Origin of the sequence: uncultured Sneathiella sp. (assembly GCF_963973085.1) — a bacterium.
Classification (GTDB): domain Bacteria; phylum Pseudomonadota; class Alphaproteobacteria; order Sneathiellales; family Sneathiellaceae; genus Sneathiella.
The window spans coordinates 254136-276899 of record NZ_CAXAXA010000004.1 but is presented as its reverse complement, the minus strand read 5'-3'; the positions used below and the strand labels follow the sequence as shown (position 1 = coordinate 276899).

At 52.9% G+C, this 22764-nt stretch carries 18 protein-coding genes; 13 read left to right on the top strand and 5 right to left on the bottom strand.

The genetic code is table 11. From position 1 onward, the window contains the following. Positions 1-7: 7 nt before the first annotated feature. The 4 genes from sdhA to AACZ19_RS12005 all read left to right on the top strand — a co-directional run bounded on the left by sdhA (position 8) and on the right by AACZ19_RS12005 (position 4673). Positions 8-1801 (top strand): succinate dehydrogenase flavoprotein subunit, encoded by a 1794-nt coding sequence (gene sdhA, locus AACZ19_RS12020; RefSeq protein ID WP_339634233.1) that lies wholly within the window; start codon positions 8-10, stop codon positions 1799-1801. Positions 1802-1819: 18 nt separating this feature from the next. After that, positions 1820-2596, top strand: coding sequence for a succinate dehydrogenase iron-sulfur subunit (locus tag AACZ19_RS12015; RefSeq protein ID WP_339634231.1), 777 nt, complete (start codon positions 1820-1822; stop codon positions 2594-2596). Between the two features lie 101 nt (positions 2597-2697). After that, positions 2698-3276, top strand: a complete 579-nt coding sequence (locus AACZ19_RS12010; protein ID WP_339634229.1) for an FMN-binding negative transcriptional regulator — start codon at positions 2698-2700, stop codon at positions 3274-3276. 173 nt (positions 3277-3449) lie between these two features. After that, positions 3450-4673, top strand: coding sequence for an MFS transporter (locus AACZ19_RS12005; protein WP_339634228.1), 1224 nt, complete (start codon positions 3450-3452; stop codon positions 4671-4673). 30 nt (positions 4674-4703) lie between these two features. Here the strand turns inward: AACZ19_RS12005 and AACZ19_RS12000 are convergent, their stop codons facing one another. Next, positions 4704-5864 (bottom strand): iron-containing alcohol dehydrogenase, encoded by a 1161-nt coding sequence (locus tag AACZ19_RS12000; protein ID WP_339634226.1) that lies wholly within the window; start codon positions 5862-5864, stop codon positions 4704-4706. A gap of 81 nt (positions 5865-5945) precedes the next feature. Beyond that, a complete protein-coding gene (gene zapE, locus AACZ19_RS11995) occupies positions 5946-7061 on the bottom strand; it encodes a cell division protein ZapE (protein ID WP_339634224.1) in 1116 nt (371 codons plus the stop codon). Between the two features lie 345 nt (positions 7062-7406). Here zapE and mdh point away from each other — a divergent pair, with 345 nt between their 5' ends. The 8 genes from mdh to AACZ19_RS11955 all read left to right on the top strand — a co-directional run bounded on the left by mdh (position 7407) and on the right by AACZ19_RS11955 (position 18119). Continuing rightward, complete coding sequence (mdh, locus tag AACZ19_RS11990; RefSeq protein ID WP_339634222.1) at positions 7407-8372, top strand: malate dehydrogenase; 966 nt, start codon at positions 7407-7409, stop codon at positions 8370-8372. A gap of 137 nt (positions 8373-8509) precedes the next feature. After that, the gene (sucC, locus tag AACZ19_RS11985) at positions 8510-9679 is read left to right on the top strand and encodes an ADP-forming succinate--CoA ligase subunit beta (protein WP_339634220.1); all 1170 of its coding nucleotides are present in this window, start codon (positions 8510-8512) and stop codon (positions 9677-9679) included. Beyond that, positions 9679-10554, top strand: a complete 876-nt coding sequence (sucD, locus tag AACZ19_RS11980) for a succinate--CoA ligase subunit alpha (protein ID WP_339634218.1) — start codon at positions 9679-9681, stop codon at positions 10552-10554. Before sucC ends, sucD begins: the two co-directional genes overlap by 1 nt. 71 nt (positions 10555-10625) lie before the next feature. Beyond that, complete coding sequence (locus AACZ19_RS11975; RefSeq protein WP_339634216.1) at positions 10626-13514, top strand: 2-oxoglutarate dehydrogenase E1 component; 2889 nt, start codon at positions 10626-10628, stop codon at positions 13512-13514. Positions 13515-13523: 9 nt separating this feature from the next. Next, the gene (gene odhB / locus AACZ19_RS11970) at positions 13524-14798 is read left to right on the top strand and encodes a 2-oxoglutarate dehydrogenase complex dihydrolipoyllysine-residue succinyltransferase (protein WP_339634215.1); all 1275 of its coding nucleotides are present in this window, start codon (positions 13524-13526) and stop codon (positions 14796-14798) included. Positions 14799-14825: 27 nt separating this feature from the next. Then, a complete protein-coding gene (gene lpdA / locus AACZ19_RS11965; RefSeq protein ID WP_339634213.1) occupies positions 14826-16229 on the top strand; it encodes a dihydrolipoyl dehydrogenase in 1404 nt (467 codons plus the stop codon). Between the two features lie 87 nt (positions 16230-16316). Further along, positions 16317-16916, top strand: a complete 600-nt coding sequence (locus tag AACZ19_RS11960) for a glutathione S-transferase N-terminal domain-containing protein (RefSeq protein ID WP_339634211.1) — start codon at positions 16317-16319, stop codon at positions 16914-16916. Between the two features lie 66 nt (positions 16917-16982). Next, positions 16983-18119 carry an MFS transporter gene (locus AACZ19_RS11955; RefSeq protein ID WP_339634209.1) on the top strand — a complete coding sequence of 379 codons (1137 nt, stop codon included), beginning with the start codon at positions 16983-16985 and terminating at the stop codon, positions 18117-18119. Between the two features lie 10 nt (positions 18120-18129). Here AACZ19_RS11955 and AACZ19_RS11950 read toward each other — a convergent pair whose 3' ends face one another. The 3 genes from AACZ19_RS11950 to fsa are packed head-to-tail and all read right to left on the bottom strand — an operon-like array spanning position 18130 to position 20461. Beyond that, a complete protein-coding gene (locus AACZ19_RS11950) occupies positions 18130-19047 on the bottom strand; it encodes a tyrosine recombinase XerC (RefSeq protein ID WP_339634207.1) in 918 nt (305 codons plus the stop codon). Between the two features lie 2 nt (positions 19048-19049). Continuing rightward, positions 19050-19778, bottom strand: a complete 729-nt coding sequence (locus AACZ19_RS11945; protein ID WP_339634206.1) for a DUF484 family protein — start codon at positions 19776-19778, stop codon at positions 19050-19052. A 23-nt stretch (positions 19779-19801) separates the two neighbouring features. After that, the gene (fsa, locus tag AACZ19_RS11940; RefSeq protein ID WP_339634205.1) at positions 19802-20461 is read right to left on the bottom strand and encodes a fructose-6-phosphate aldolase; all 660 of its coding nucleotides are present in this window, start codon (positions 20459-20461) and stop codon (positions 19802-19804) included. A 65-nt stretch (positions 20462-20526) separates the two neighbouring features. Here fsa and AACZ19_RS11935 point away from each other — a divergent pair, with 65 nt between their 5' ends. Continuing rightward, positions 20527-22707 (top strand): primosomal protein N', encoded by a 2181-nt coding sequence (locus AACZ19_RS11935; RefSeq protein WP_339634203.1) that lies wholly within the window; start codon positions 20527-20529, stop codon positions 22705-22707. Positions 22708-22764 lie beyond the last annotated feature (57 nt).

The following is a 22764-nucleotide window of genomic DNA, read 5'->3' as shown; positions in this document are numbered from 1 at the left end:
ACAAAAAATGTCTGAAGCCTATCCTATTACAGAACATAAATATGACGTGGTTGTTGTCGGCGCTGGCGGCGCGGGGTTGAGAGCGACCATGGGCATGGCCGCGGCCGGCCTGAAAACGGCCGCTGTTACTAAAGTATTCCCAACCAGAAGCCACACGGTGGCGGCGCAGGGTGGTATTTCGGCCTCGCTTGGCAACATGGGCGAAGATAACTGGCAATGGCACATGTATGATACCGTCAAGGGGTCAGACTGGCTCGGCGATCAGGACGCTATCGAATATATGTGCCGGGAAGCGCCCGCTGCCGTATTGGAGCTTGAACACTTCGGAATGCCTTTTAGCCGTACGGAAGAAGGAAAGATCTATCAGCGTGCTTTCGGCGGTATGACAACGCAGTTTGGTGAAGGTCCTGCTGCACAGCGGACATGCGCGGCTGCGGACCGGACCGGACATGCGATGCTGCATACGCTGTACAGTCAGTCGCTTAAGCATGATACTGAATTCTTCATTGAATATTTTGCCCTTGACCTGATCATGGACAAGGATGGCTCCTGCAAGGGCGTGCTTTGCCTCAGTCTTGAGGATGGCACCCTGCATCTTTTCCGCTCACATATGGTCGTGCTGGCGACGGGTGGGTTTGGTCGCGCCTATTTCAGCTGTACCTCTGCCCATACATGTACAGGCGATGGCGGTGGTATGGTGCTGCGCGCCGGACTACCGCTTCAGGATATGGAGTTCACTCAGTTTCATCCGACGGGCATTTATGGCGCGGGCTGCCTGATTACCGAGGGTGTGCGCGGTGAGGGCGGCTTCCTTGTGAACGGGGAAGGCGAACGGTTTATGGAGCGTTATGCGCCTCATGCGAAAGATCTAGCTAGCCGTGATGTGGTGAGTCGTTCCATGACTCTGGAAATTCGTGAAGGTCGTGGTGTCGGACCTCGCAATGATCATATCTATCTGCATCTCGATCATCTCGATCCGGCAATGATTGACGAACGTCTTCCGGGTATTTCTGAGAGCGCCCGGATTTTTGCCGGCGTTGACGTGCATAAGGAACCGATCCCGGTGCTGCCAACGGTGCATTACAACATGGGCGGTATTCCGACAAATTATCATTCGGAAGTTGTCGATTTGAAAGATGGCAATCCCGATGCGATCGTACCCGGCCTGATGGCCGTTGGTGAAGCGGCCTGTGTGTCTGTGCATGGCGCGAACCGATTGGGGTCAAACTCTCTGATTGACCTTGTGGTTTTCGGCCGCGCTGCGGCGCTTCGTGCGAAAGATGTCGTGACGCCCGGGGCTGCCCATGCTCCACTTCCCGCAGATGCCTGTGACGAAGCTCTTGCGCGTCTAGACAAGTTTCGTAATGCCGATGGCGGCAGTTCGACGGCAACCGTGCGCGACAATATGCAGCGGGTGATGCAGGATGACTGCGCCGTGTTCCGGACCAGTAAGACCCTCGCTGAAGGCGTTGAGAAGATCAACAAGGTATGGGAACAGATGCCCGACATCAAGACGACGGACCGGTCTCTTGTGTGGAACTCAGATCTGGTGGAAACGCTGGAACTGGACAATCTGATCCGGCAGGCGGTCGTCTCCATGACAGCGGCAGAAAACCGCAAGGAAAGTCGCGGAGCACATGCCCATGAGGATTTCCCTGATCGCGATGATGAAAACTGGATGAAGCATACGCTGACTTATCACAGCGATACGGAGGGCGTGAAACTCGACTATCGTCCGGTTCATGATTATACGCTGACAGATGAGATTGATTATATTAAACCAAAAGCACGTGTGTACTAGGCGCGTTAGGGATTAGACATGGTTGAACTGACATTACCAAAAAACTCGAAGGTCGGCACGGGCAAGACATACCCGGGACCTGAAGGGGCAACCAATCTCAAGACATTCAATGTCTATCGCTGGTCGCCGGATGACGACAAGAACCCGGCCATTGATACCTATCATGTCGACCTGGACACCTGCGGTCCGATGATTTTGGACGGCCTGATCAAGATCAAGAACGAGATTGATCCGACCCTTACGTTCCGTCGCTCCTGCCGGGAAGGAATATGCGGCTCCTGCGCGATGAATATCAACGGGACGAATACTTTGGCCTGCACCACAGGCATGGATGAGATGGACGGCGACATCAACATCTATCCGCTGCCGCATCAGCCGGTAGTGAAGGACTTGGTCCCGGACCTGACCAATTTTTATGCGCAATATGCGTCGATCCAGCCCTGGCTTCAGGCGGAAACACCACCACCATCAAAGGAGCGTCTGCAATCAAGAGAGGATCGGGAGAAGCTCGACGGGCTTTATGAATGTATCCTGTGCGCCTGTTGTTCGACTTCCTGCCCAAGTTACTGGTGGAACTCGGATCGGTTCCTGGGGCCAGCTATCCTGTTGCAGGCCTATCGCTGGATCATCGACAGCCGCGATGAGCATACCGGGGAACGTCTCGATAATCTTGAGGACCCGTTCCGGCTCTATCGCTGCCACACGATCATGAACTGCACCAATACCTGCCCCAAGGGCCTGAACCCGGCGAAAGCGATCGCCGAGATCAAAAAGATGATGGTGGAACGCCGGTAGAGTGGCCCTATAGATTAAAAGGAATTGGCGCTGGATTGGGTCCAATTTATCAATAAAGTAAGGCCGCATTTTGAAGCGGCCTTTTTTATGGAATAAAACCAATGTATGTCCCTCCGCATTTTTCTGTTCCGGGCAAGGAAACCCTGATACGGCTTTTACCAGAAGCAAGTTTCGCAATCCTTGTTTCAACGGGGGAGGATGGGGTACCGCTCGCAACCCACCTGCCATTTTCCTATGATGAAACACGGGGAGAGAATGGGACACTAATCGCCCATATGGCCCGGGCCAACCCGCATGGTAAAGTCCTGGAGCAGAGTGAAGCGCTGGTGATTTTTCAAGGACCCCATGCCTATATTTCACCCAGCTATTATGCGTCAAACACCAACGTCCCGACCTGGAACTATGTAGCTGTCCATGCTTACGGTATGCCTAAAATTATTGAGGATACGGGCTCTGTCCGCCGGTTACTGGAGCGATTGACGTTTGACAATGAGAAAGAACTGTCTCAGCCATGGAACCCCGACCAGCTCGATTCAAAACGTCTTGACGGGTTGATGCGCGGCATTACCGCTTTTGAAATTCCGATAGAGCGGATCGAGGGTAAGGCCAAGCTCGGTCAGAATAAATCGACGGAAGATCAGGCGGCTATTCAGGCAACGATTGGTGAGCTATGGAAATAGCATATCGCTAAAATTAAGGTAACCTTTAATTGAATATCTTGACCTCACACCAATATGCGGCAAATATCTCGGCATAGCAAAATTGAGCGACTGAGGGTTGAGTAATGTCGGATACTTCTGCAGACAACAACGCGCCATCCAGAATGCCGATATCCAAATGGAGATCGGTGATAATGGCCGGACTGGTTGGCAATATCATGGAATGGTATGATTTTGCTGTATATGGTTATTTTGCTAGTATTATTGGCGCTCAGTTCTTTCCGTCTGAAAACCCGGCTGTTTCGCTCATTTCCGCGTTCGGGGCTTTTGCAGCCGGCTTTCTTATGCGACCGATCGGGGGAATCCTTTTTGGCAGGATTGGCGATGTTTTTGGGCGCAAGCGGGTTCTGACCTTATCCGTTCTTTCTATGGCCATTCCGACAGTGCTCATCGGGCTCATGCCGAATTATGCGGCAATCGGAATTGCAGCGCCGATATTGATTGTCATCCTGCGAATGATCCAAGGCCTCTCTGTCGGCGGTGAATATACCAGCTCGGTCGTGTTCATGGTTGAAAAGGCGCCGGAAAACCGACGTTCCTTTTTCGCCATGTGGAGTCTGTGGGGCGCAATTTTCGGCATTATGCTTGGCTCTGGAATAGGCGCGGGTGCGGCCGCAGTTTTTGGATCCGAGGCGCTTGCTGACTGGGGATGGCGCGCACCTTTCCTGTTGGGTGCGCTTGTTGCGCTGACTTGCTATCTGGTCCGTAGGGCAATTCATGCCGAGGAGCAGAATATCGGTTCCGAAACGCCGGTGCGGGATACATTTTTCACGCATTATGGTGACGTTATCAAAGTCATCCTGCTGGATATCGGTTATGCCGTTACATTCTACGTGGCGTTTGTCTATCTCGTGACTTATTTAAAGGTGATCGACAAGCTTCCGGAAGAAGAGGCGCTCAATATAAATACCGGCAGCATGATTATCCTGCTTCTGCTCATTCCTATTACGTCCATCCTGTCTGATCGGTTTGGCCGCAAACCGATCATTATTCTCGGTTATATGGTCCTATGTTTCGGTGCCGTACCCTTTTTTGAAATGATCCATTCTGCAGAGACGATGCTGATTTTCCTTGGCCAGCTCGGGTTTGTATTTGGCTTTGCCTGTATTTCGAGTTCAGTGACGGTGGCAAATGTGGAAATGCTGCCCGCCTCTGTCCGATGCACGAGTTATGCGGTCTCCTATAATATAGCGGTCGGCCTGTTTGGTGGATTAACCCCTTTGATTGTGACCTGGCTGATTACGACAACAGGTGATCCGGTCGTTCCCGCATATTGGGTTGCCGGAACGACTGGGCTTTCCCTGCTCGTAGCTATTTTTGTCTATAAGGAAACACGGCACCGCCACTTTGCCAAATAGCTTTAGGATTAATTGCGCCGCCAAGCCGGATTAGCCGGAAAGAGCCATAATTTCGGCAACATCCTCAACTGTTTTAATGGGACGCGGATTCGCCTGTACCACGGGATGGATAAGTGCCGATGATTTGATCTCGGCAATTGCCTCTTCGGAAATTCCCAGCGTGCTTAGTTTGTTCGGCAGGCCGAGGGCGCCGATGAAGTCTCTCAACGCCGGGGAAACATCCGATGCGGAGTCAACATCCAGGACCCCGGCAATCCGCGTTTGCGGGTCTTCCGTTACGGGCAGGTTGTACGTGAGGACTGCGGGCAGGAAGACGCAGGACGTGATGCCGTGCGGGACGTTACCCAGAACCCCTAGAAGATATCCAAGACCATGACTTGCTCCCATTCTGTAACGGGATATCCCGGCCGTTGCATAATAGACGCCAAGCTGACTACTCTCCCGGTAAATAAGGCTTTCGGGATCTTTGCGCGTTTCAATCATGCTGCGATATAGCAGTGCGAGACCATTGGCGCAAAATTCAGCGATTTCATGATCAACGCCCGGGGCGCAGATCGTCTCCACAGCGTGATCGACAGCGCGAATACCCGTCGACAGCCAGAGCTTTTCGGGGGTGTGCAGGGAGAGAGGTGCGCAAAGAATTATATTATCCGGCAGCAGGAAAGCATGGGAAAACCCCGTTTTTCTGCCGGTAATGCTGCTGGTGGCTCCGGCAATCGGCGTAAACTCGGCGCCGGAAAGTGTCGTTGGTACCGCAATATGCTGTATTGGCCAGGTCTCGATGTCCTTTGTATTTCCAAGGGAGCCGGCAAGTTCTTCGAGCGCCTCGGCGTCCTTGACCTGCAAGTTGGCCACGAGGAGCGCTATTTTCCCACCGTCAATAACGCTTCCGCCGCCGATTGAAAGAAGATGCGTTGCCTTGCTGGACTTAATTTCATCGACAAGCTCGAATACCTTGTCGTATGGCGTATGCTCGGTCAGGATACTGACCGCGCCAACGATCTGGCCGTGCAACTGATTTTGCAGTTCTTCAACAACGGAGGAGTTGGCCATCAGTGAGCGAGAAATGGAGATCAGGATACGTGGATCGTCCGAGCCCGCGGTTAAGCTGGAAACCGCGGCGACAATATCATCGTCGATTAAAAGGCGCTTCTTTATGTTGGCCATATCGGGAAATGCGGGTGCAGTCATCTTTTTGATCCTTTTTGCTGCCTGACAAAACTATAACAGGTCAGGCTTAAAAAGAAACGCTTGTGTCAGGTTCCTTGCGACCTATCCTTTCAGATAGTCTTCTGATCGCATTTCCATCAGTCGTGAGACGGTGCGGGCAAATTCAAAGCTGCCGTCGCCTTTCGGATAAAGATCTTCAGCTGGTACTTCGGCGGAAATCACCAGATTGGTTTTTGCTTCATAAAGGATATCGATGAGCGTCACAAACCGTTTGGATTCGTTTCGGCGTGCGGGTGACAATTGCGGAACATTTTCCAGTAGTAGGGTATGGAAATGTTCCGTCAGGGTCAGATAGTCAGAGGCGCCAAGCGCCCGTGCGCAGAGTTCTTCAAAAGAGAGGCGAGCGACCCCGCGGGCCGCCATCTCTATTTTTAGTTCACGCCCTTGAGTTGTCAGGGTCTGTGGAGCGATTTCTCGTCCTTCCGTCAGTTCCTCGAAAATACGGTCCATTTCGGCAGCGGCATGGTCGTCAAGCGGCGAAAAATACACCGGATGCTCTGCCAGCCGTTCAAGTCTATAGTCCCGACCTCCGTCAAGATGCAGGATATCCAGCTGCTCTTTCAGCATTGCAATAAAAGGGAGGAAAAGTTGCCGGTTGAGGCCATCCTTGTAAAGATCAACTGGAATCCTGTTTGACGTTGCGACAACGACAACGCCCCGATCGAACAAAAATTCAAACAGGCGGCCGAGGATCATTGCATCTGCAACATCCGTTACCTGAAATTCATCGAAGCACAGCAGCCACGCCGACTCAGTAATGGAATCGGCGAGAGCAACCACTGGATCCTCATCATCCTTATCTGTTTTCTGTCGTTGTTTATGCAGGAAGGCGTGAACTTCCAGCATGAAGGCATGGAAATGAACCCGCCGTTTGTGCGCAATGGGTGCTGTCTCGAAAAACAGATCCATCAGCATGGATTTGCCCCGCCCGACATCTCCGTAAATATATAAGCCCTGTGGCGGTTCAACGCGGGGTTTGCGGGGGCCGAGACGGAAGAAATGCGTCCAGTTTGTGCTTGTGCTTGGGTCGTAATTGATGAGGCGCCGATGCAGGGTCTGCAGTTTCTCGATCGCCAGACGCTGTATCGGGTCGGGTTGCAGCTCATTCAGCGAGAGCAGTTTTCGATAGGCGTCTAGCGGGCCGGATACATCAGTCATGAAAGCGCAGAAACTTCTATTATTATTACGGGCGCCTGAATTGGCGCCTGAATTTGATCTGTATAGACATGATCTCTTTCTTGCAACGACCAGTCCGGCTTTTGATTCATTTTTTGTATCATTTTTGGGCCCTTAGATCGCTGTTAGTCTGGCGTAATTTCCTAATTGGAATTGTCATTACCTCTAATCAGAGGATTAATTTTCCAGGACTGCAAAAAATTGGCAATAATTTTCCTGACAATCTTGCTCTCGGCTGGGAAACGCGCTAGTACCCACGATAATATTCACAAGAGGACTTTCTGTCTTCTCAGAGAGCCCTCCCATCTTATTGCTTCGGAGAATGTAATGGCTCGAAAAAAAATTGCCCTGATCGGCAGCGGGAATATTGGCGGTACCCTTGCTCATCTCGCCGGCTTGAAAGAATTAGGCGACATTGTTCTTTTTGATATTGCGGAAGGACTGCCGCAAGGCAAGGCGCTTGATATCGCGTCCTCTTCTCCCGTGGATCGTTTCAACTCAAACCTCTCCGGTGCAAATGATTACAGCGCAATCGAAGGTGCGGATGTCTGCATCGTTACGGCAGGGATTGCCCGCAAGCCCGGGATGAGCCGCGATGACCTGCTGGGAACCAACATCAAGGTTATGCAGTCCGTTGGTGAAGGCATCAAGAAATACGCGCCGAACGCCTTTGTTATCTGCATCACCAATCCGTTGGATGCCATGGTTTGGGTGCTTCGCGAAAAATGCGGCCTGCCACACAACATGGTTGTCGGCATGGCCGGTGTACTGGATAGTGCGCGTTTTCGTCTTTTCCTCGCCGAAGAGTTCGATGTATCGGTTGAAGATGTGACAGCATTTGTCCTGGGAGGGCACGGCGACACCATGGTGCCGCTGATCCGCTATTCGACAGTAGCTGGTATTCCCGTACCTGACTTGATAAAGATGGGTTGGAGCTCACAGGAAAAAATTGACGGTATCATTGATCGCACGCGTAATGGCGGCGCTGAGGTGGTGGCCTTGTTGAAAACGGGTTCGGCGTTTTATGCCCCTGCATCTAGCGCTATCACGATGGCGGAAGCCTACCTGAAGGACAAAAAGCGGGTCCTGCCCTGCGCGGCGTATGTAGATGGACCGTATGGACTGGACGGCATTTATGTTGGTGTGCCGACGGTCATCGGAGAAAACGGTATTGAGCGCATCGTTGAAATCAACATGAACGACGATGAAAAGGCGATGTTTGATCATTCTGTCGATGCGGTGAAAGGCCTTATAGAGGCCTGTGTTGGAATAGATCCGAGCCTAAAAAGCTAGAGGGCAAAATGAAAGGGCACAACAATAAGCGGTTGTGCCCTTTTTTATGGTGCTATACCGTACGATTTGAAAAATCCGGAAAATATACCAAACCGATGTAAATCCATGTCTCTGAATATCAACAATAACGGAATACAATGAATATTCATGAATATCAGGCAAAAAGCCTGCTTGCGAAATATGGTGTGACGGTGCCCAAGGGCGGCGTTGCCTATACCTCTGAAGAAGCCAAGACAGTTGCACAGGAACTTGGCGGGCCGGTCTGGGTGGTGAAGGCCCAGATTCACGCTGGTGGACGCGGCAAGGGTGGTGGCGTAAAGGTCGTCAAATCCACTGAAGAAGTACTGTCTGCCGCAAAATCCATGATCGGGATGCAACTTGTAACGCATCAGACCGGACCGGAAGGCAAGGAAGTCAAGCGCGTCTATATTGAAGAAGGCTGCGATATCGCGCGGGAACTTTACCTCGGAGCGATTATTGATCGCGCCAAGGACTGCATAACCTTCATGGCGTCTACTGAGGGCGGTATGGAAATTGAAGAAGTTGCGGCGGAAACACCGGAAAAAATCCTGATGGTCAGCATTGACCCAGCGACTGGCATCATGCCGTTCCATGCACGTAAGATTGCATTCGGACTTGGACTTGAAGGCAAGCAGGTAGGTGCGGCTGTTAAATTTATCATGGCGCTGTATCGGGCCATCGTCGACACCGACGCTAGTCTTGTTGAAATCAATCCTCTCGTCATCACCGGAAGCGGTAATGTTATCGCGCTGGACGCGAAAATGAATTTTGATGACAATGCGCTTTTCCGTCACAATGAGATAGCGGAATTGCGGGACCCGGATGAAGAAGATCCGGCTGAGCTTGAAGCGGCGCAGTATGACCTCAACTACATCAAGCTCGATGGCAATATCGGTTGCATGGTGAATGGGGCAGGCCTGGCCATGGCGACGATGGATATCATTCAGTTGAACGGCGGTACGCCGGCCAACTTCCTCGATGTTGGCGGAGGCGCGACAAAGGAAAAAGTCACGGAAGCTTTCAAGATCATCCTGAAGGATGAAAATGTCGAAGGTATCCTTGTAAATATCTTCGGCGGCATCATGCGTTGCGACGTGATTGCTGAAGGGGTAGTTGCTGCGGCCAAGGAAGTTGCGCTCAGCGTTCCGTTGGTGGTGCGCTTGGAAGGTACGAATGTGGATCTGGGCAAGAAAATTCTGGCAGAATCTGGGTTGCCCATTCTGTCCGCAGATGATCTCGGGGATGCGGCGGAGAAAATTGTTAAAGCAGTGAAGGAGGCAGCGTAATGGCCGTTCTCGTAAATAAGGACACAAAGGTCATCTGTCAGGGTTTCACAGGCTCACAGGGTACATTCCATTCCGAGCAGGCAATAGCCTATGGCACGAAGATGGTTGGTGGCGTGACGCCGGGCAAGGGTGGGGAAAAACATCTCGACCTTCCGATATTTGACACTGTCGGTGAAGCGAGGGAAAAGACCGGCGCCAATGCAAGTGTGATTTATGTCCCGCCGCCGTTCGCAGCAGACGCGATCCTAGAAGCAATCGACGCGGAAATCGAGTTGATAGTCTGTATTACCGAAGGAATTCCGGTTCTTGACATGGTGCGTGTCAAGCGGGCGTTGAAGGACAGCGGTTCTCGCCTCATCGGCCCGAACTGTCCCGGCATTATCACGCCGGATGAATGCAAGATCGGTATTATGCCCGGCCATATTCATCGTCGCGGCAATGTGGGCATTGTTTCTCGCTCGGGTACACTTACGTATGAAGCAGTGGCGCAAACAACGGCGGCTGGCCTCGGTCAGACAACCTGCATCGGCATTGGCGGTGACCCGGTTAACGGCACCAACTTTATCGATTGTCTTGATCTGTTCCTCGGGGATGATGAAACAGAGTCGATTATCATGATCGGGGAAATTGGCGGATCGGCGGAAGAAGAAGCGGCCGAATTCCTCAAGGCTTCGAAAACGAAGAAACCGGTGGTCGGATTTATTGCGGGTGTTACCGCGCCTCCAGGTCGACGTATGGGCCATGCCGGGGCGATTATTTCTGGCGGCAAAGGTGGCGCTGAAGACAAGATGGACGCCATGCGCAGTGCAGGGATTACAGTCTCTGACAGTCCGTCCGCTTTAGGCTCGACTTTGGTAAGAGTTTTGAAAGGTTGACGGGCTAGAGTTAACCATTAATTTTAAATTGGCTCTAAAGGGGGCGGGGCAGTCCCGCCCGATTACTCAAAATGTCTCAACAACTGGATAATTCTTCCTTCCTCTTTGGATCCAACGCCGGATTTATGGAGAACCTTTACGCGCGCTATCTAGATGACCCCAACTCCGTTGATGACAGTTGGCGTCAGTATTTTCAGTCTCTCGGTGATGATGCGGAAACAATTGTAGCGGAAACCCGCGGCGCGCCTTGGACACCTTCCAACGGCCTTGAGCCTGTGGATGAGTATGAAATTCTCGGCGATGCCGCTAACCGCGCAACGGAGAAAGCGGCAAAGTCAGGCGCCTCGCAACAGGATGTCCGGGCGGCGGCAATCGATACGATCCGTGCCTTGATGTTGATCCGGTCATACCGCGTGCGGGGGCATTTGAAAGCCAATCTTGATCCGCTCGGGCTTGAAATACCGAAAGAGCATCCGGAGCTAAATCCAGCGACATACGGCTTTACGGAAAAAGACTGGGATCGGCAGATTTTTCTGGATAACGTACTCGGTCTCGAAACAGGCAGCATTCGCGAAATTCTCGCCATCGTAAAACGGACCTATTGTTCGACCATCGGTGTCGAGTTTATGCATATACAGGAGCCTGACCAGAAAGCCTGGATACAGGAGCGAATCGAAGGCCGCCATAAAGAGGTTTCCTTCACCAAGGAAGGTAAGATTGCCATCCTGAGCAAGCTGATCGAAACAGAAGGTTTCGAGCATTTTCTCAATGTCAAATATACAGGCACAAAGCGCTTCGGCCTTGATGGCGGGGAGTCCCTTATTCCCGCGATGGAAGGGATCATCAAGCGTGGGGGTCAGCTGGGTGTACAGGAAATTGTCCTTGGTATGCCGCATCGCGGGCGCCTTAATGTTCTGACAAATGTCATGGCCAAACCTTTTCGGGCTGTCTTCTCGGAATTTCAGGGCACACCTGCCAACCCAGAGGACGTTGAGGGTTCGGGCGATGTCAAATATCATCTGGGTACTTCTTCGGACCGGGAATTCGACGGCAATAAAGTACATTTGTCACTGACGGCAAACCCGTCCCATCTGGAAGCGGTAGACCCTGTTGTGTTGGGGAAGGCGCGGGCAAAGCAGGCTCAGATTGGCCCCGATGTTGGCGGTAAGGTTATGCCACTGTTGATGCATGGTGATGCCGCATTCGCCGGACAAGGAATCGTTGCGGAATGCTTCGGCCTTTCGGAACTGAAAGGGTACCGGACGTCCGGTACTATTCATTTCGTCGTCAATAACCAGATCGGCTTTACCACCAGCCCGAAATACTCGCGCTCCAGCCCATATCCGTCGGACGTGGGCAAGATGGTTCAGGCACCGATATTCCATGTGAACGGTGATGATCCGGAAGCTGTCTGCCATGTGGCGAAAATTGCGACAGAGTTCCGGCAGCTTTTCCAGATTGATGTCGTTATCGACATGTTCTGCTATCGTCGGCACGGTCATAATGAGGGCGATGAGCCGGCTTTCACTCAGCCGTTGATGTATCGGACGATTGCACAGCATCCGACAACCATGCAGATATACGCAAAGAAGCTTATTGCGGAAGATGTCCTCTCGGAAAAAGAAGTCGAGAAAATGATCGCCGACTTCAAGGAATATCTCGAAAAGCAGTTCGAAACGGCCAACAGCTTTAAACCTAACAAAGCCGACTGGTTTGAAGGTCGCTGGCAGGGCTTCGAGCGGGCCGATGAGGGCGCGCGTCGCGGGACAACCAGTGTACCGCTTGATGAACTAAAAGCCATAGGCGCGAAGCTCACAGAAGTTCCGGAAAGTCTGAATGTGCACCGGACGCTCCAGCGCGTTCTGAAAGCCAAGAAGAAGATGATCGATACAGGCGAGAATATCGATTGGGCAACAGCCGAGGCACTGGCATTCGGATCACTTCTGAAGGAAAAGGTTCCGGTCCGCTTGTCTGGACAGGACAGCGGTCGCGGTACTTTCTCTCAACGCCACTCTGTCATCGTTGATCAGGTGACAGAAGATCGCTATGTCCCACTCGATAATCTTGGTGGTGAGCAGGCACGTTTTGAGGTAATTGACAGCCTGCTGTCCGAGGCGGCCGTCCTTGGTTATGAATATGGCTATACACTGGCGGAGCCCAACGCTCTGGTCCTTTGGGAGGCTCAATTTGGTGATTTTGCCAATGGAGCGCAGGTTATCATTGACCAGTTTATTTCCAGCGGTGAATCTAAGTGGCTTCGGATGAGTGGATTGGTCATGCTGCTTCCGCATGGGTATGAGGGGCAGGGGCCGGAGCATTCTTCTGCCCGGCTTGAACGGTATTTGCAGCAGTCCGCCGAAGACAACTGGCAAGTCGTCAACTGCACGACGCCCGCGAACTACTTCCATGTGTTGCGCCGCCAGATTCATCGAAAATTCCGCAAACCACTTGTTGTCATGACGCCGAAGTCTCTCCTGCGGCACAAACTCGCCGTTTCAACATTGGAGGATATGGCGGACGGATCAACCTTCCACCGAGTGCTTTATGACAATGAGAAGCTATGCGCAGACAAGGATGTAAAACGCGTCGTTCTGTGTTCTGGCAAGGTTTATTATGACCTGCATGCACGGCGGGATGAACTGGAGATAAAGGATACTTACTTCCTGCGTCTCGAACAGCTTTACCCGTTCCCATATCAGGCGCTGGAAGAAGAGATGAAGAATTTCCGGCATGTCGAAGAAGTCGTCTGGTGTCAGGAAGAGCCCATGAATATGGGGGCCTGGACATTTGTCGAACCGCACCTGGAAAAAGTCTTTGAAAATTTGAAGATGAAGAAAGTCAAACGCCCTAGATATGCTGGACGTACCGCGTCCGCGTCAACGGCGACGGGACTGCTAAAAAAGCATGTTCTTCAACAAAACGCATTGGTAGATGACGCCCTTGGCGTGAAATCGGAATAGGATATCAAGATGACGGTTGAAATTCGCGTGCCCGTACTCGGGGAATCTGTAACTGAAGCAACGGTCGGGCAATGGTTTAAAAGCGTTGGCGATGCCGTCGAGAAGGACGAGCCGTTACTGGAGCTGGAAACCGACAAGGTCACTCTCGAGGTGAACGCGACGGAAGCAGGCCGGCTTGATGAGATTATCGTCGCCGAGGGCGAGGATGTAGAAGTCGGAGCATTGCTTGGGCATTTGGCAGAAGGCGCGGGAGGTGCCGCTTCCAAACCCGTTAAGGAAGAGGCAAAGGAAAAACCGGAACCCGCTGCGAAAGCATCGCCGGAACCTGAAACCGAGTCCGAAGAGCCTTCACCTGACTCTTCCTCGGTGGACGTGCTGCCGGCGGCGCAAAAGCTCATTGATGAAAAAGGGCTAGACGCCAGCCAAATCACGGGTACGGGTAAAGATGGACGTATCACCAAAGGGGATGTTCTGGAAGCCCTTGAAAATGGTGGCAAGTCCAAGTCTTCGTCAGCTACAAAGGAAGCGCCGAAGCCTGCCGCTAAAGAGGCGTCTGCCGCATCATCCGGCCCGCGTTCTGAGGAAGACCGCGAAGAGCGGGTGAAGATGTCGCGCCTTCGCAAGAGTATCGCTGCGAGACTGAAAGATGCCCAGAATACGGCGGCGATGCTGACCACCTATAATGAGGTGGATATGACGGCGATGCTGGACCTCCGCTCTGAATACAAGGAACTGTTCCTCAAGAAGCATGGTGTCAAGCTGGGCTTTATGTCGTTCTTTACCAAGGCTTGCGTGGCAGCGCTTCAGGAAACCCCGGCGGTAAATGCGGAAATCGATGGCGACGATCTGATATACAAGAACTACTACAATATGGGCATTGCCGTCGGTACGGATTCCGGACTTGTTGTGCCGGTGTTGCGCGATGCGGACAAGCTCGGCTTTGCGGACGTTGAAAAAGGCATTGCGGAACTCGGTAAGAAGGCCCGTGACGGTAAACTCAGCATGGCCGATATGCAGGGCGGAACTTTTACGATTACAAACGGGGGCGTATATGGCTCCCTGATGTCGTCGCCCATTCTGAACCCGCCACAGGCGGGCGTGCTCGGCATGCATAAAATTCAGGAACGGCCCATGGTCGTCAAAGGCGAAATCAAGATCCGTCCGATGATGTATCTGGCATTGACATATGATCACCGGATTATCGATGGCAAGGAAGCCGTGACGTTCCTGGTGCGTGTAAAAGACGCATTGGAAGATCCGCAACGGTTGCTACTGGATCTTTGATCATTTTAATTCGAAACGAGGCATGAAATGAGCGACGAAACTTTCGATCTTGTCGTGGTAGGCGGCGGTCCGGGCGGTTACACGGCGGCAATTCGCGCGGCTCAACTCGGGATGAAAACGGCCTGCGTTGAAAAGCGCGGGAAACTGGGCGGCGTGTGCCTTAACGTCGGCTGTATTCCGTCCAAAGCACTTTTGCAGTCATCGGAATTGTTCGAAGAGGCACAGCATAGTTTCGAAGAACGCGGGATTTCGACGGGTTCACTCAAGCTTGATCTGAAAAAGATGATGGGGCAGAAGGACTCCACCGTCGATGGCCTGACACAGGGGATCGAGTTTCTGTTCAAAAAGAACAAGGTGACCTACGTCAAGGGAACAGCCACGCTTGAGGGCGGCGGCCGTATTGAGGTAAGCGGGGATGAGGCACAAACCCTTAAGGCGAAAAATATTCTGATCGCTACCGGCTCCGATGTAATGGCACTTCCGAACGTGGAGATTGATGAAAAGCAGATTGTGTCCTCAACGGGGGCATTGGATCTGCCGAAAGTGCCGAAAAAGCTTGTTGTGATTGGTGCGGGCGTTATCGGTCTGGAACTGGGAACCGTCTGGCGCCGACTTGGGGCCGAAGTCACAGTTGTCGAATTTCTGGACCGTATTCTTCCTGGAACCGATAATGAAGTTGCTAAAAACACCCAGCGGATTATGAAAAAACAGGGCATTAATTTCATGCTCGGTAAAAAGGTCACGGGTGCGAAAAAGACGAAAGCAAGCGTTACGCTGACCATGGAACCTGCGAAAGGTGGGGATGAGGAAACCCTTAAAGCCGATGTGGTTCTGGTCGCAATCGGACGCCGCCCCTATACCGAGGGGCTGGGACTTGAAGACCTGGGTGTCGAAACCGACAAGGCGGGCCGGATTGTCGTGGACAAGAATTTTAAGTCCAGCGTTGATGGTATCTATGCCATTGGTGACGTTATCGAAGGGCCGATGCTCGCGCACAAGGCAGAAGATGAAGGTGTTGTCTGTGTCGAAAAAATGGCAGGGCAGAAGCCCCATATCAACTACGACGCCATTCCGGGCGTCATCTATACCTGGCCGGAAGTTGCGACAGTCGGCAAGACCGAGGAGCAGTTGAAGGATGCAGGCATTGAATATAATGTCGGCAAGGTCCCTTTCATGGCCAACAGCCGTGCCCGGGCGAACGGGTTTACGGACGGGTTCGTTAAAATACTCGCGGACAAGAAAACCGATAGAATTCTCGGCGTTCACATTATCGGACCTGACGCAGGCACGATTATTTCTGAATGTGTGTTGGCGATCGAGTTTGGGGCATCTGCGGAGGATATAGCGCGAACTTGCCATGCCCATCCGACCTTGAACGAAGCCGTCAAGGAAGCGGCACTTGCCGTGGCGGGACGCACAATAAACAGTTGACGTTTTTCACATAAAACTACCACAATGAGGGGCCGGAAATTTTCCGCCCCTCTTTTTTTATGTCGCCAGTTCCCTAAAGGAGACGTCATGAAGCTCTGTTACAGCGCCCTGTCCCCCTTCGTTCGCAAGGTCAGAATCACAGCGATCGAGAAGCATCTTATGGACGAGATTGAGATAGTCGATTCGGATCATAGCGATATGTTCAAGGGAATTAACCCGGCCAATCCGCTCGGAAAAGTGCCAAGCCTGACACTGGATACCGGCGATGTTCTTTTTGATTCTCTTGTCATATGTGAATATCTCGACAGCGTTGGCAGCGGCCCGTCTCTTTTCCCGGGAAGTGGGCTGGAGCGCGCGAGAGTGCTGACGCTTCATGCCATGGCAAATGGGATGACGGAAGCGGCCTATCAACGGCGCGTAGACAGTATCATGCCTGAGGGCGAAGGCTCGCCGAGCTGGAACGGTCGCCTGAAAATCTCCATGGAAAATTGCCTCGATGAGATGGAGAGACAGGCGGAAAGTTATGGCGATACACTGAACATTGGAACGATCGCTGTCGGCTGCGCGCTCGGGTATCACGATTTTCGATTTGGGCCTGAGCAATGGCGAAATAATCGCCCAGCACTCGCCGCATGGTATGAGAAGTTCTCGGCAAGGCCATCTCTGGCGCAGACAGCTCCCGCCTAAAATATGAGGCGGGCACCGTCCGGACCCCGGCTGACGCTTGCGCTCTGCATTGCGGAAATTATGGCAATGTCGACCTTTGCATCTTTTCCGGCGTTAACCCCGTTCTTTTTCGACCATTGGAACCTTTCAGGGGAAGATGCGGGTTGGATCAACGCCGCCTTTTTCTTCGGATTTACGTTGGTGGGGCCACTTTCCACCTCCCTGACCGACCGGATTGATGCGCGCGGGGTCTTTCTTGCGGGATGCCTCATGGCCCTTATCGGGGCCTATGGGTTCGCGTTTCATGCCGATGATTTTTTCTCGGCGCTCCCTTGGCGGTTTATTTCCGGCGCCGGACTTGGCTGTACTTATATGCCGGGTCTAAAGCTGCTGACCGACCGATTGCCGCCCGGGGATCAGTCGCGCGCCATCGCATTTTACACCGCCAGCTTTTCCACAGGCTCCGCCGTTTCCTTTCTGCTCGTCGGTCAGGTCAATCTTTGGCTAGGCTGGGAGTTGGCGCTCATCTCTGCCATCGCAGGCCCGCCGATCGCCATCGCAATCATTCTGTTGTCGACATCGCGCAAACTGATGGACACGCGGCGGCCCTGGTCGCAAATATTCAACTACATGCCTGTACTCAGCAATCGTTTCAGCATGGGCTATATTCTGGCCTATATTTGTCATACCTGGGAACTGGTGGCGATGCGGTCCTTTATGCTCGCTTTTCTGGCCTATTCCCATTCCCTTACCGAGGCGCCAGCATGGATGGACGTTTCCGTTATTACAGCCGCCGCCGTATTTCTGGGACTACCGTCCAGCGTGCTGGGAAATGAGTTATCGCTCAGGATAGGTCGGCAACGATCAATCACTCTTGTCATGATTATTTGTCTCTTCTTTTCTTTCACGATCGGATTTACCGCCCATATGCCGTTTGTTTTTGTTGTCGCCATGGCGGCGCTTTACGGCGTGATGATTACGGCAGACTCGTCCTCAATTACGGCTGGTGCAGTCGGGAGTGCGCCCGCAGATCTTCGCGGGGCGACAATGGCCGTGCACAGCTTTCTTGGTTTCGGAGGTGGTATGATCGGTCCCGTTGTTGCCGGTATCGTTCTGGATCAGGCAGGAGGGCCGGAGTCCACGATGGGTTGGGGCCTGATGTTCATTTCCATGGGAGCGATCACCTTGCTGGGACCATTCGCATTGCGCCTGACACGCAATTAATATAGCGATTTCAGCTTTTTGGGTGGGTCTGGTCATACATCGCGAGCAGCTTCTCCGTATCCAGATCAGTATAGCGTTGGGTGGAGGAGAGAGAGGCATGGCCGAGCAGTTCCTGAATGGAGCGCAAATCACTCCCGCCCGCCAGTAAATGGCTTGCAAAACTGTGCCGCAAGGCGTGAGGGGTGGCCGTTTCCGGAAGACCAAGGTTTCGCCGAAGGGTCTGCATTTTAAGTTGAATAGCGCGGGCGGTAAGCCTTTTCCCTCTTATCCCGACAAAAAGCGGATCGTTATCACCAAGTGAAAAGGGACATTCCTTCATGTACAGATTAATGGCGTCGCGAACGGCGGGCAGGACCGGAACCATACGCTCCTTGTTTCCTTTGCCAATCAGCGTCATGGTGTCCGAAACGGGCCTGTCACGGAAATTCAGCGATAAAGCCTCCCCGATCCGAAGGCCGCAGCCATAGAGCAGGGTGAGGACGGCCAGGTCCCGATGTCTGATCCAGTTCGCCTCCTGCGGATTTACTTTATCTTCGAGTAGTTTCTGCGTGTCGACTGCAGGAAGGGGGCGGGGAAGGCGTGTTCCTGCTTTCGGTGTGCGCAGGGTTTTCAGGTAGGGATTATGCAGGAGGCCGTTTCGTTCCTGACGCTTGAAAAAGCTGCGAACTGAAGACAGCACCCGACGGAGCGACGTTGCACTTAATCCTTCCTGCCGGCGATGGGCGAGATAGGCCCTGAAGTCCGCTGTACGCATCTCAGCGAGATCACTAACATCTGGTTCCTTTCCGATATGACCAGTCAGAAAAGCGAGAAAATCCCGCAAGTCCCGCTCATACGCTTCGACGGTATGGCGGCTTGCTTTCTTCTCATGAACGAGCCAATCGATCCAGTCTTCAAGAATGCGGGCGAGAGGCGGTTGGCTACCCATGATTACGCTGGCTTTTGCTCCAGCCACATTTGCAGGCATGCCTGCATGCAATTGGCGAGAAACTGGAGCAGATCCGTCGCCTGTTCTTCATGAAAATGCGCTTCCTGCCGACTGCCGAAAGCGACCATTGCTTGCGTATGGAGGAAGGGCACGTCCAGTCTGATCAGCGCATCCGAATGGACGAGATCTTTTGCGGGGCCAAAAACGGCTTTTGACTTGGGAGCCTGTGGTCGCAAGATTATATTCCGACTGCGCCATGGGGCCCGATCGATACTGCCCGCTTTCAGGCGCCGCAGGCCGGTTATGTCCGGAAGTTTGACGGGCCCATCTTCGATACACAGTGTGATGACATCAATTTCCAGCAGCTCGGGCAAATCCTGTGTCATGATATGGACGAAATGGGCAAGGCTTGTCGCATTCAAAATCGCCTGAATAGAGGCATGAACCATATCCTGGGTATGTATGTTATTTCGGGCAGCCTCGACAAAGTCATCCTGCAGCACGGTCAGATGCGTCACTTCCTTTTGCAGACGACTGACGAGAAAAGACTGTATATCAACAATCCCGTCACCCGATATTCGTTCGGGCGGCAGGACCATCGTCAGCAGGTCCGCATTATTATTCAAGAAATCCGGATTCTTGATCAGCCAGTTCCGCACGTCTTCTTCACTTAAGGAAGGAGAGGAATTGTCGGTGCCTGCTTTAACTTTTCTGCCTGATTTTTTTTCCACGAAATCTACTCACACATTAACTGTTATCCGAGAATGGTCTGGCCGGATTTTTCCCAATCCGCAAGAAACGCCGCGAGACCCTTTTCCGTCAAAGGATGGGACACCAGCTGTTTGAGGACTTGGGGCGGGATAGTGCAGACATCCGCTCCCAGCAACGCAGCCTCGACAATATGAGTGGGATTACGGATTGATGCGACAAGGACTTCCGTTTTTAAAGCCGGATAGTTGTCATAAATCTGGACGATATCCCCAATTAAATCCATGCCTGTCTGGCCGATGTCATCCAGTCGACCAACGAAGGGCGATACAAAAGCCGCTCCGGCCTTGGCTGCGAGGATTGCCTGTGCCGCGGAAAAGCAGAGGGTGACATTTACTTGCGTGCCCGCGCGGTTCAGTTCGGCGCAGGTTTTAAGGCCCGCCATGGTGAGCGGAACCTTTACAGCGACATTTTCCGCGAGCCCGGCAAGCCTTTTTCCTTCTGCCAGCATGGTTTCGAAGTCCGTTGCGGCAACTTCGGCGCTGACTGGACCATCGATAAGCTCGCAAATCTCCTGTATAACCGTGAAGAAATCCCGGCCCGTCTTGGCGATAAGGGACGGGTTGGTCGTTACGCCATCAAGGAGGCCGGTGTCGGCGAGCTCACGGATTTCTTCAGTATCCGCTGTATCAACAAAAAATTTCATGAGTAATTCTTAAATCCTAACGCTTACAACTGGTTCAAAATGTCAGAATAGTCTATCGCATAGATATGAGCAGCACAATTAAACATCGCCGTGTCCGTGTTCTTCTGCCTCTGTCTATCGGGGACGTTTATGATTATCGTGCCCCTGCATCCTTGAACGTTGACGTCGGGCACTTTGTGACGGTTCCGCTTGGCCATCGGGAAGTGACTGGGGTCGTCTGGGAAGAAGCGACAGATTCCAGTCTCGCCGAAGATCGGATGAAGGACATTCAGGCCGTTCTGCCCGTCGCGATGCTGCCGGCGGAAAGCCGGGATTTTATTGACTGGGTTGCTCAGTACACCATGCAGCGACGCGGCCGGGTTTTGAAAATGGCGATCAGTGTCCCGGAAGCCTTTTATCCCAAAGCGCCGCGAACCGGATATCGGTTCACGGGTGAGCAACCGGGGAAAATGACCGCCGCCCGTAAACGCGTTTTAGAAATCGCGGCAGAGGGGGGGACACAGACTGCGAGTGATCTGGCAGCTATTGCCGGAGTCAGTACCTCTGTTGTCAAAGGGCTTGCCGACAAAGGTGCGCTGGAAGCCGTTGATCTGCCGGCGGAGCGGCCGATCATTCCCGCGAATTGGCAATACGCTGCCTTTGAGCTTTCTGAGGGCCAGACACTGGCGGCAGACGCCCTTATCTCAGAGGTAGAGAAAAATGCATTCGCGGTATCCTTACTTGATGGCGTTACCGGGTCTGGTAAGACGGAGGTTTATTTTGAGGCAATTGCCGCGTGTCTTAAAGCCGGTCGTCAGGCACTTGTCCTGCTTCCCGAGATCGCCCTGACGGCACAATGGCTCGCACGGTTTGAGGAGAGATTTGGCGCGCGACCGGTGGAATGGCATTCGGATCTCGGTCAATCCGAGCGCCGCCGAAATTGGCGTGCCGTGATAGAAGGCCGTGCCGATATCGTAGTGGGCGCCCGGTCCGCTCTTTTCCTGCCATTTAAGATGCTGGGCCTGATCGTTGTGGATGAAGAACATGAGGCCTCCTACAAACAGGATGAAGGTGTACCTTATAACGCCCGTGACATGGCGGTAGTACGCGCTAAAATTGGTGACTTTCCGGTTGTTCTTGCTTCGGCTACGCCTTCATTGGAAAGCCTGATGAACGCTCAAACAGGGAAATACAGCCATCTTAAACTTGCCTCACGCTATGGAGGCGCGGCTCTGCCTGACGTAGAGGTTGTTGATCTGAAGCAACACCCTCCCGGATCGCAACGCTGGATTTCGGAACCGCTCAGGCTCGCTGCTGAGGACACACTTGCTCAGGGGCAGCAGGTTATGCTTTTTCTCAATCGCCGCGGCTATGCACCTCTTACCCTCTGCGACACCTGTGGTCATCGGTTGCAATGTCCGAACTGCAGTGCGTGGCTTGTCGAACACAGGCTGACGAACCGGTTGCAATGTCATCATTGTGGTTACACCACGACCTTGCCGAAAAGCTGCAGCGAGTGCGGGGCGGAAGGAAGCTTCAAGGCCTGCGGCCCCGGCATCGAGCGATTGTCGGAAGAAGCGGAAAGTCTGTTTCCAGGCCGCAAAATAGCGATGATGGCAAGTGATACGGTTTCCAGTCCACGGGCGGCAGCAGAGTTCGTCGGTGCGATGGAGCGGGGTGAAATCGAGATTTTGATTGGCACCCAGATGGTTGCCAAGGGGTATCATTTCCCGAACCTGACCCTCGTCGGCATTATTGACGCGGACCTGGGGCTTGCGGGCGGAGATCTCCGCGCTGCTGAAAGAACCTATCAATTGCTCTCACAGGTGACCGGTCGGGCGGGGCGCGAATCTCTTTTGGGGAAAGTCTATCTGCAATCCTATCTGCCGGAACATCCGGTAATAGAAGCAATTGTCCATCAGCAGAGCTCCGATTTCTTTGCCCTAGAGGCAGCAGGACGGGAGAATGCCGGGATGCCTCCTTACGGGCGGCTTGCGGCGTTGATTCTTTCGGGTGTAAAAGCCGAATCAGTTGCCGCTTTTGCCCATGACTTGGCGCGGCGGGCGCCAATGGGAGAAAAAATTACGGTCCTTGGTCCGGCTCCGGCACCTCTTTCCATGATACGGGGCCGACATCGCTATCGCTTCTTGGTGAAGTGCGACAAAGATATCAATATCCAGTCTGTTATCGGAAAATGGTTGCAAGGGCGCAAAGTACCCAATGATATCAGGCTGCAGATAGATATCGATCCGTATAATTTTATGTAGAAATGTACTTTTTGCGGCCTGAAAGGCGCAAATAGGGAAAATTGGTGAATAAACTGG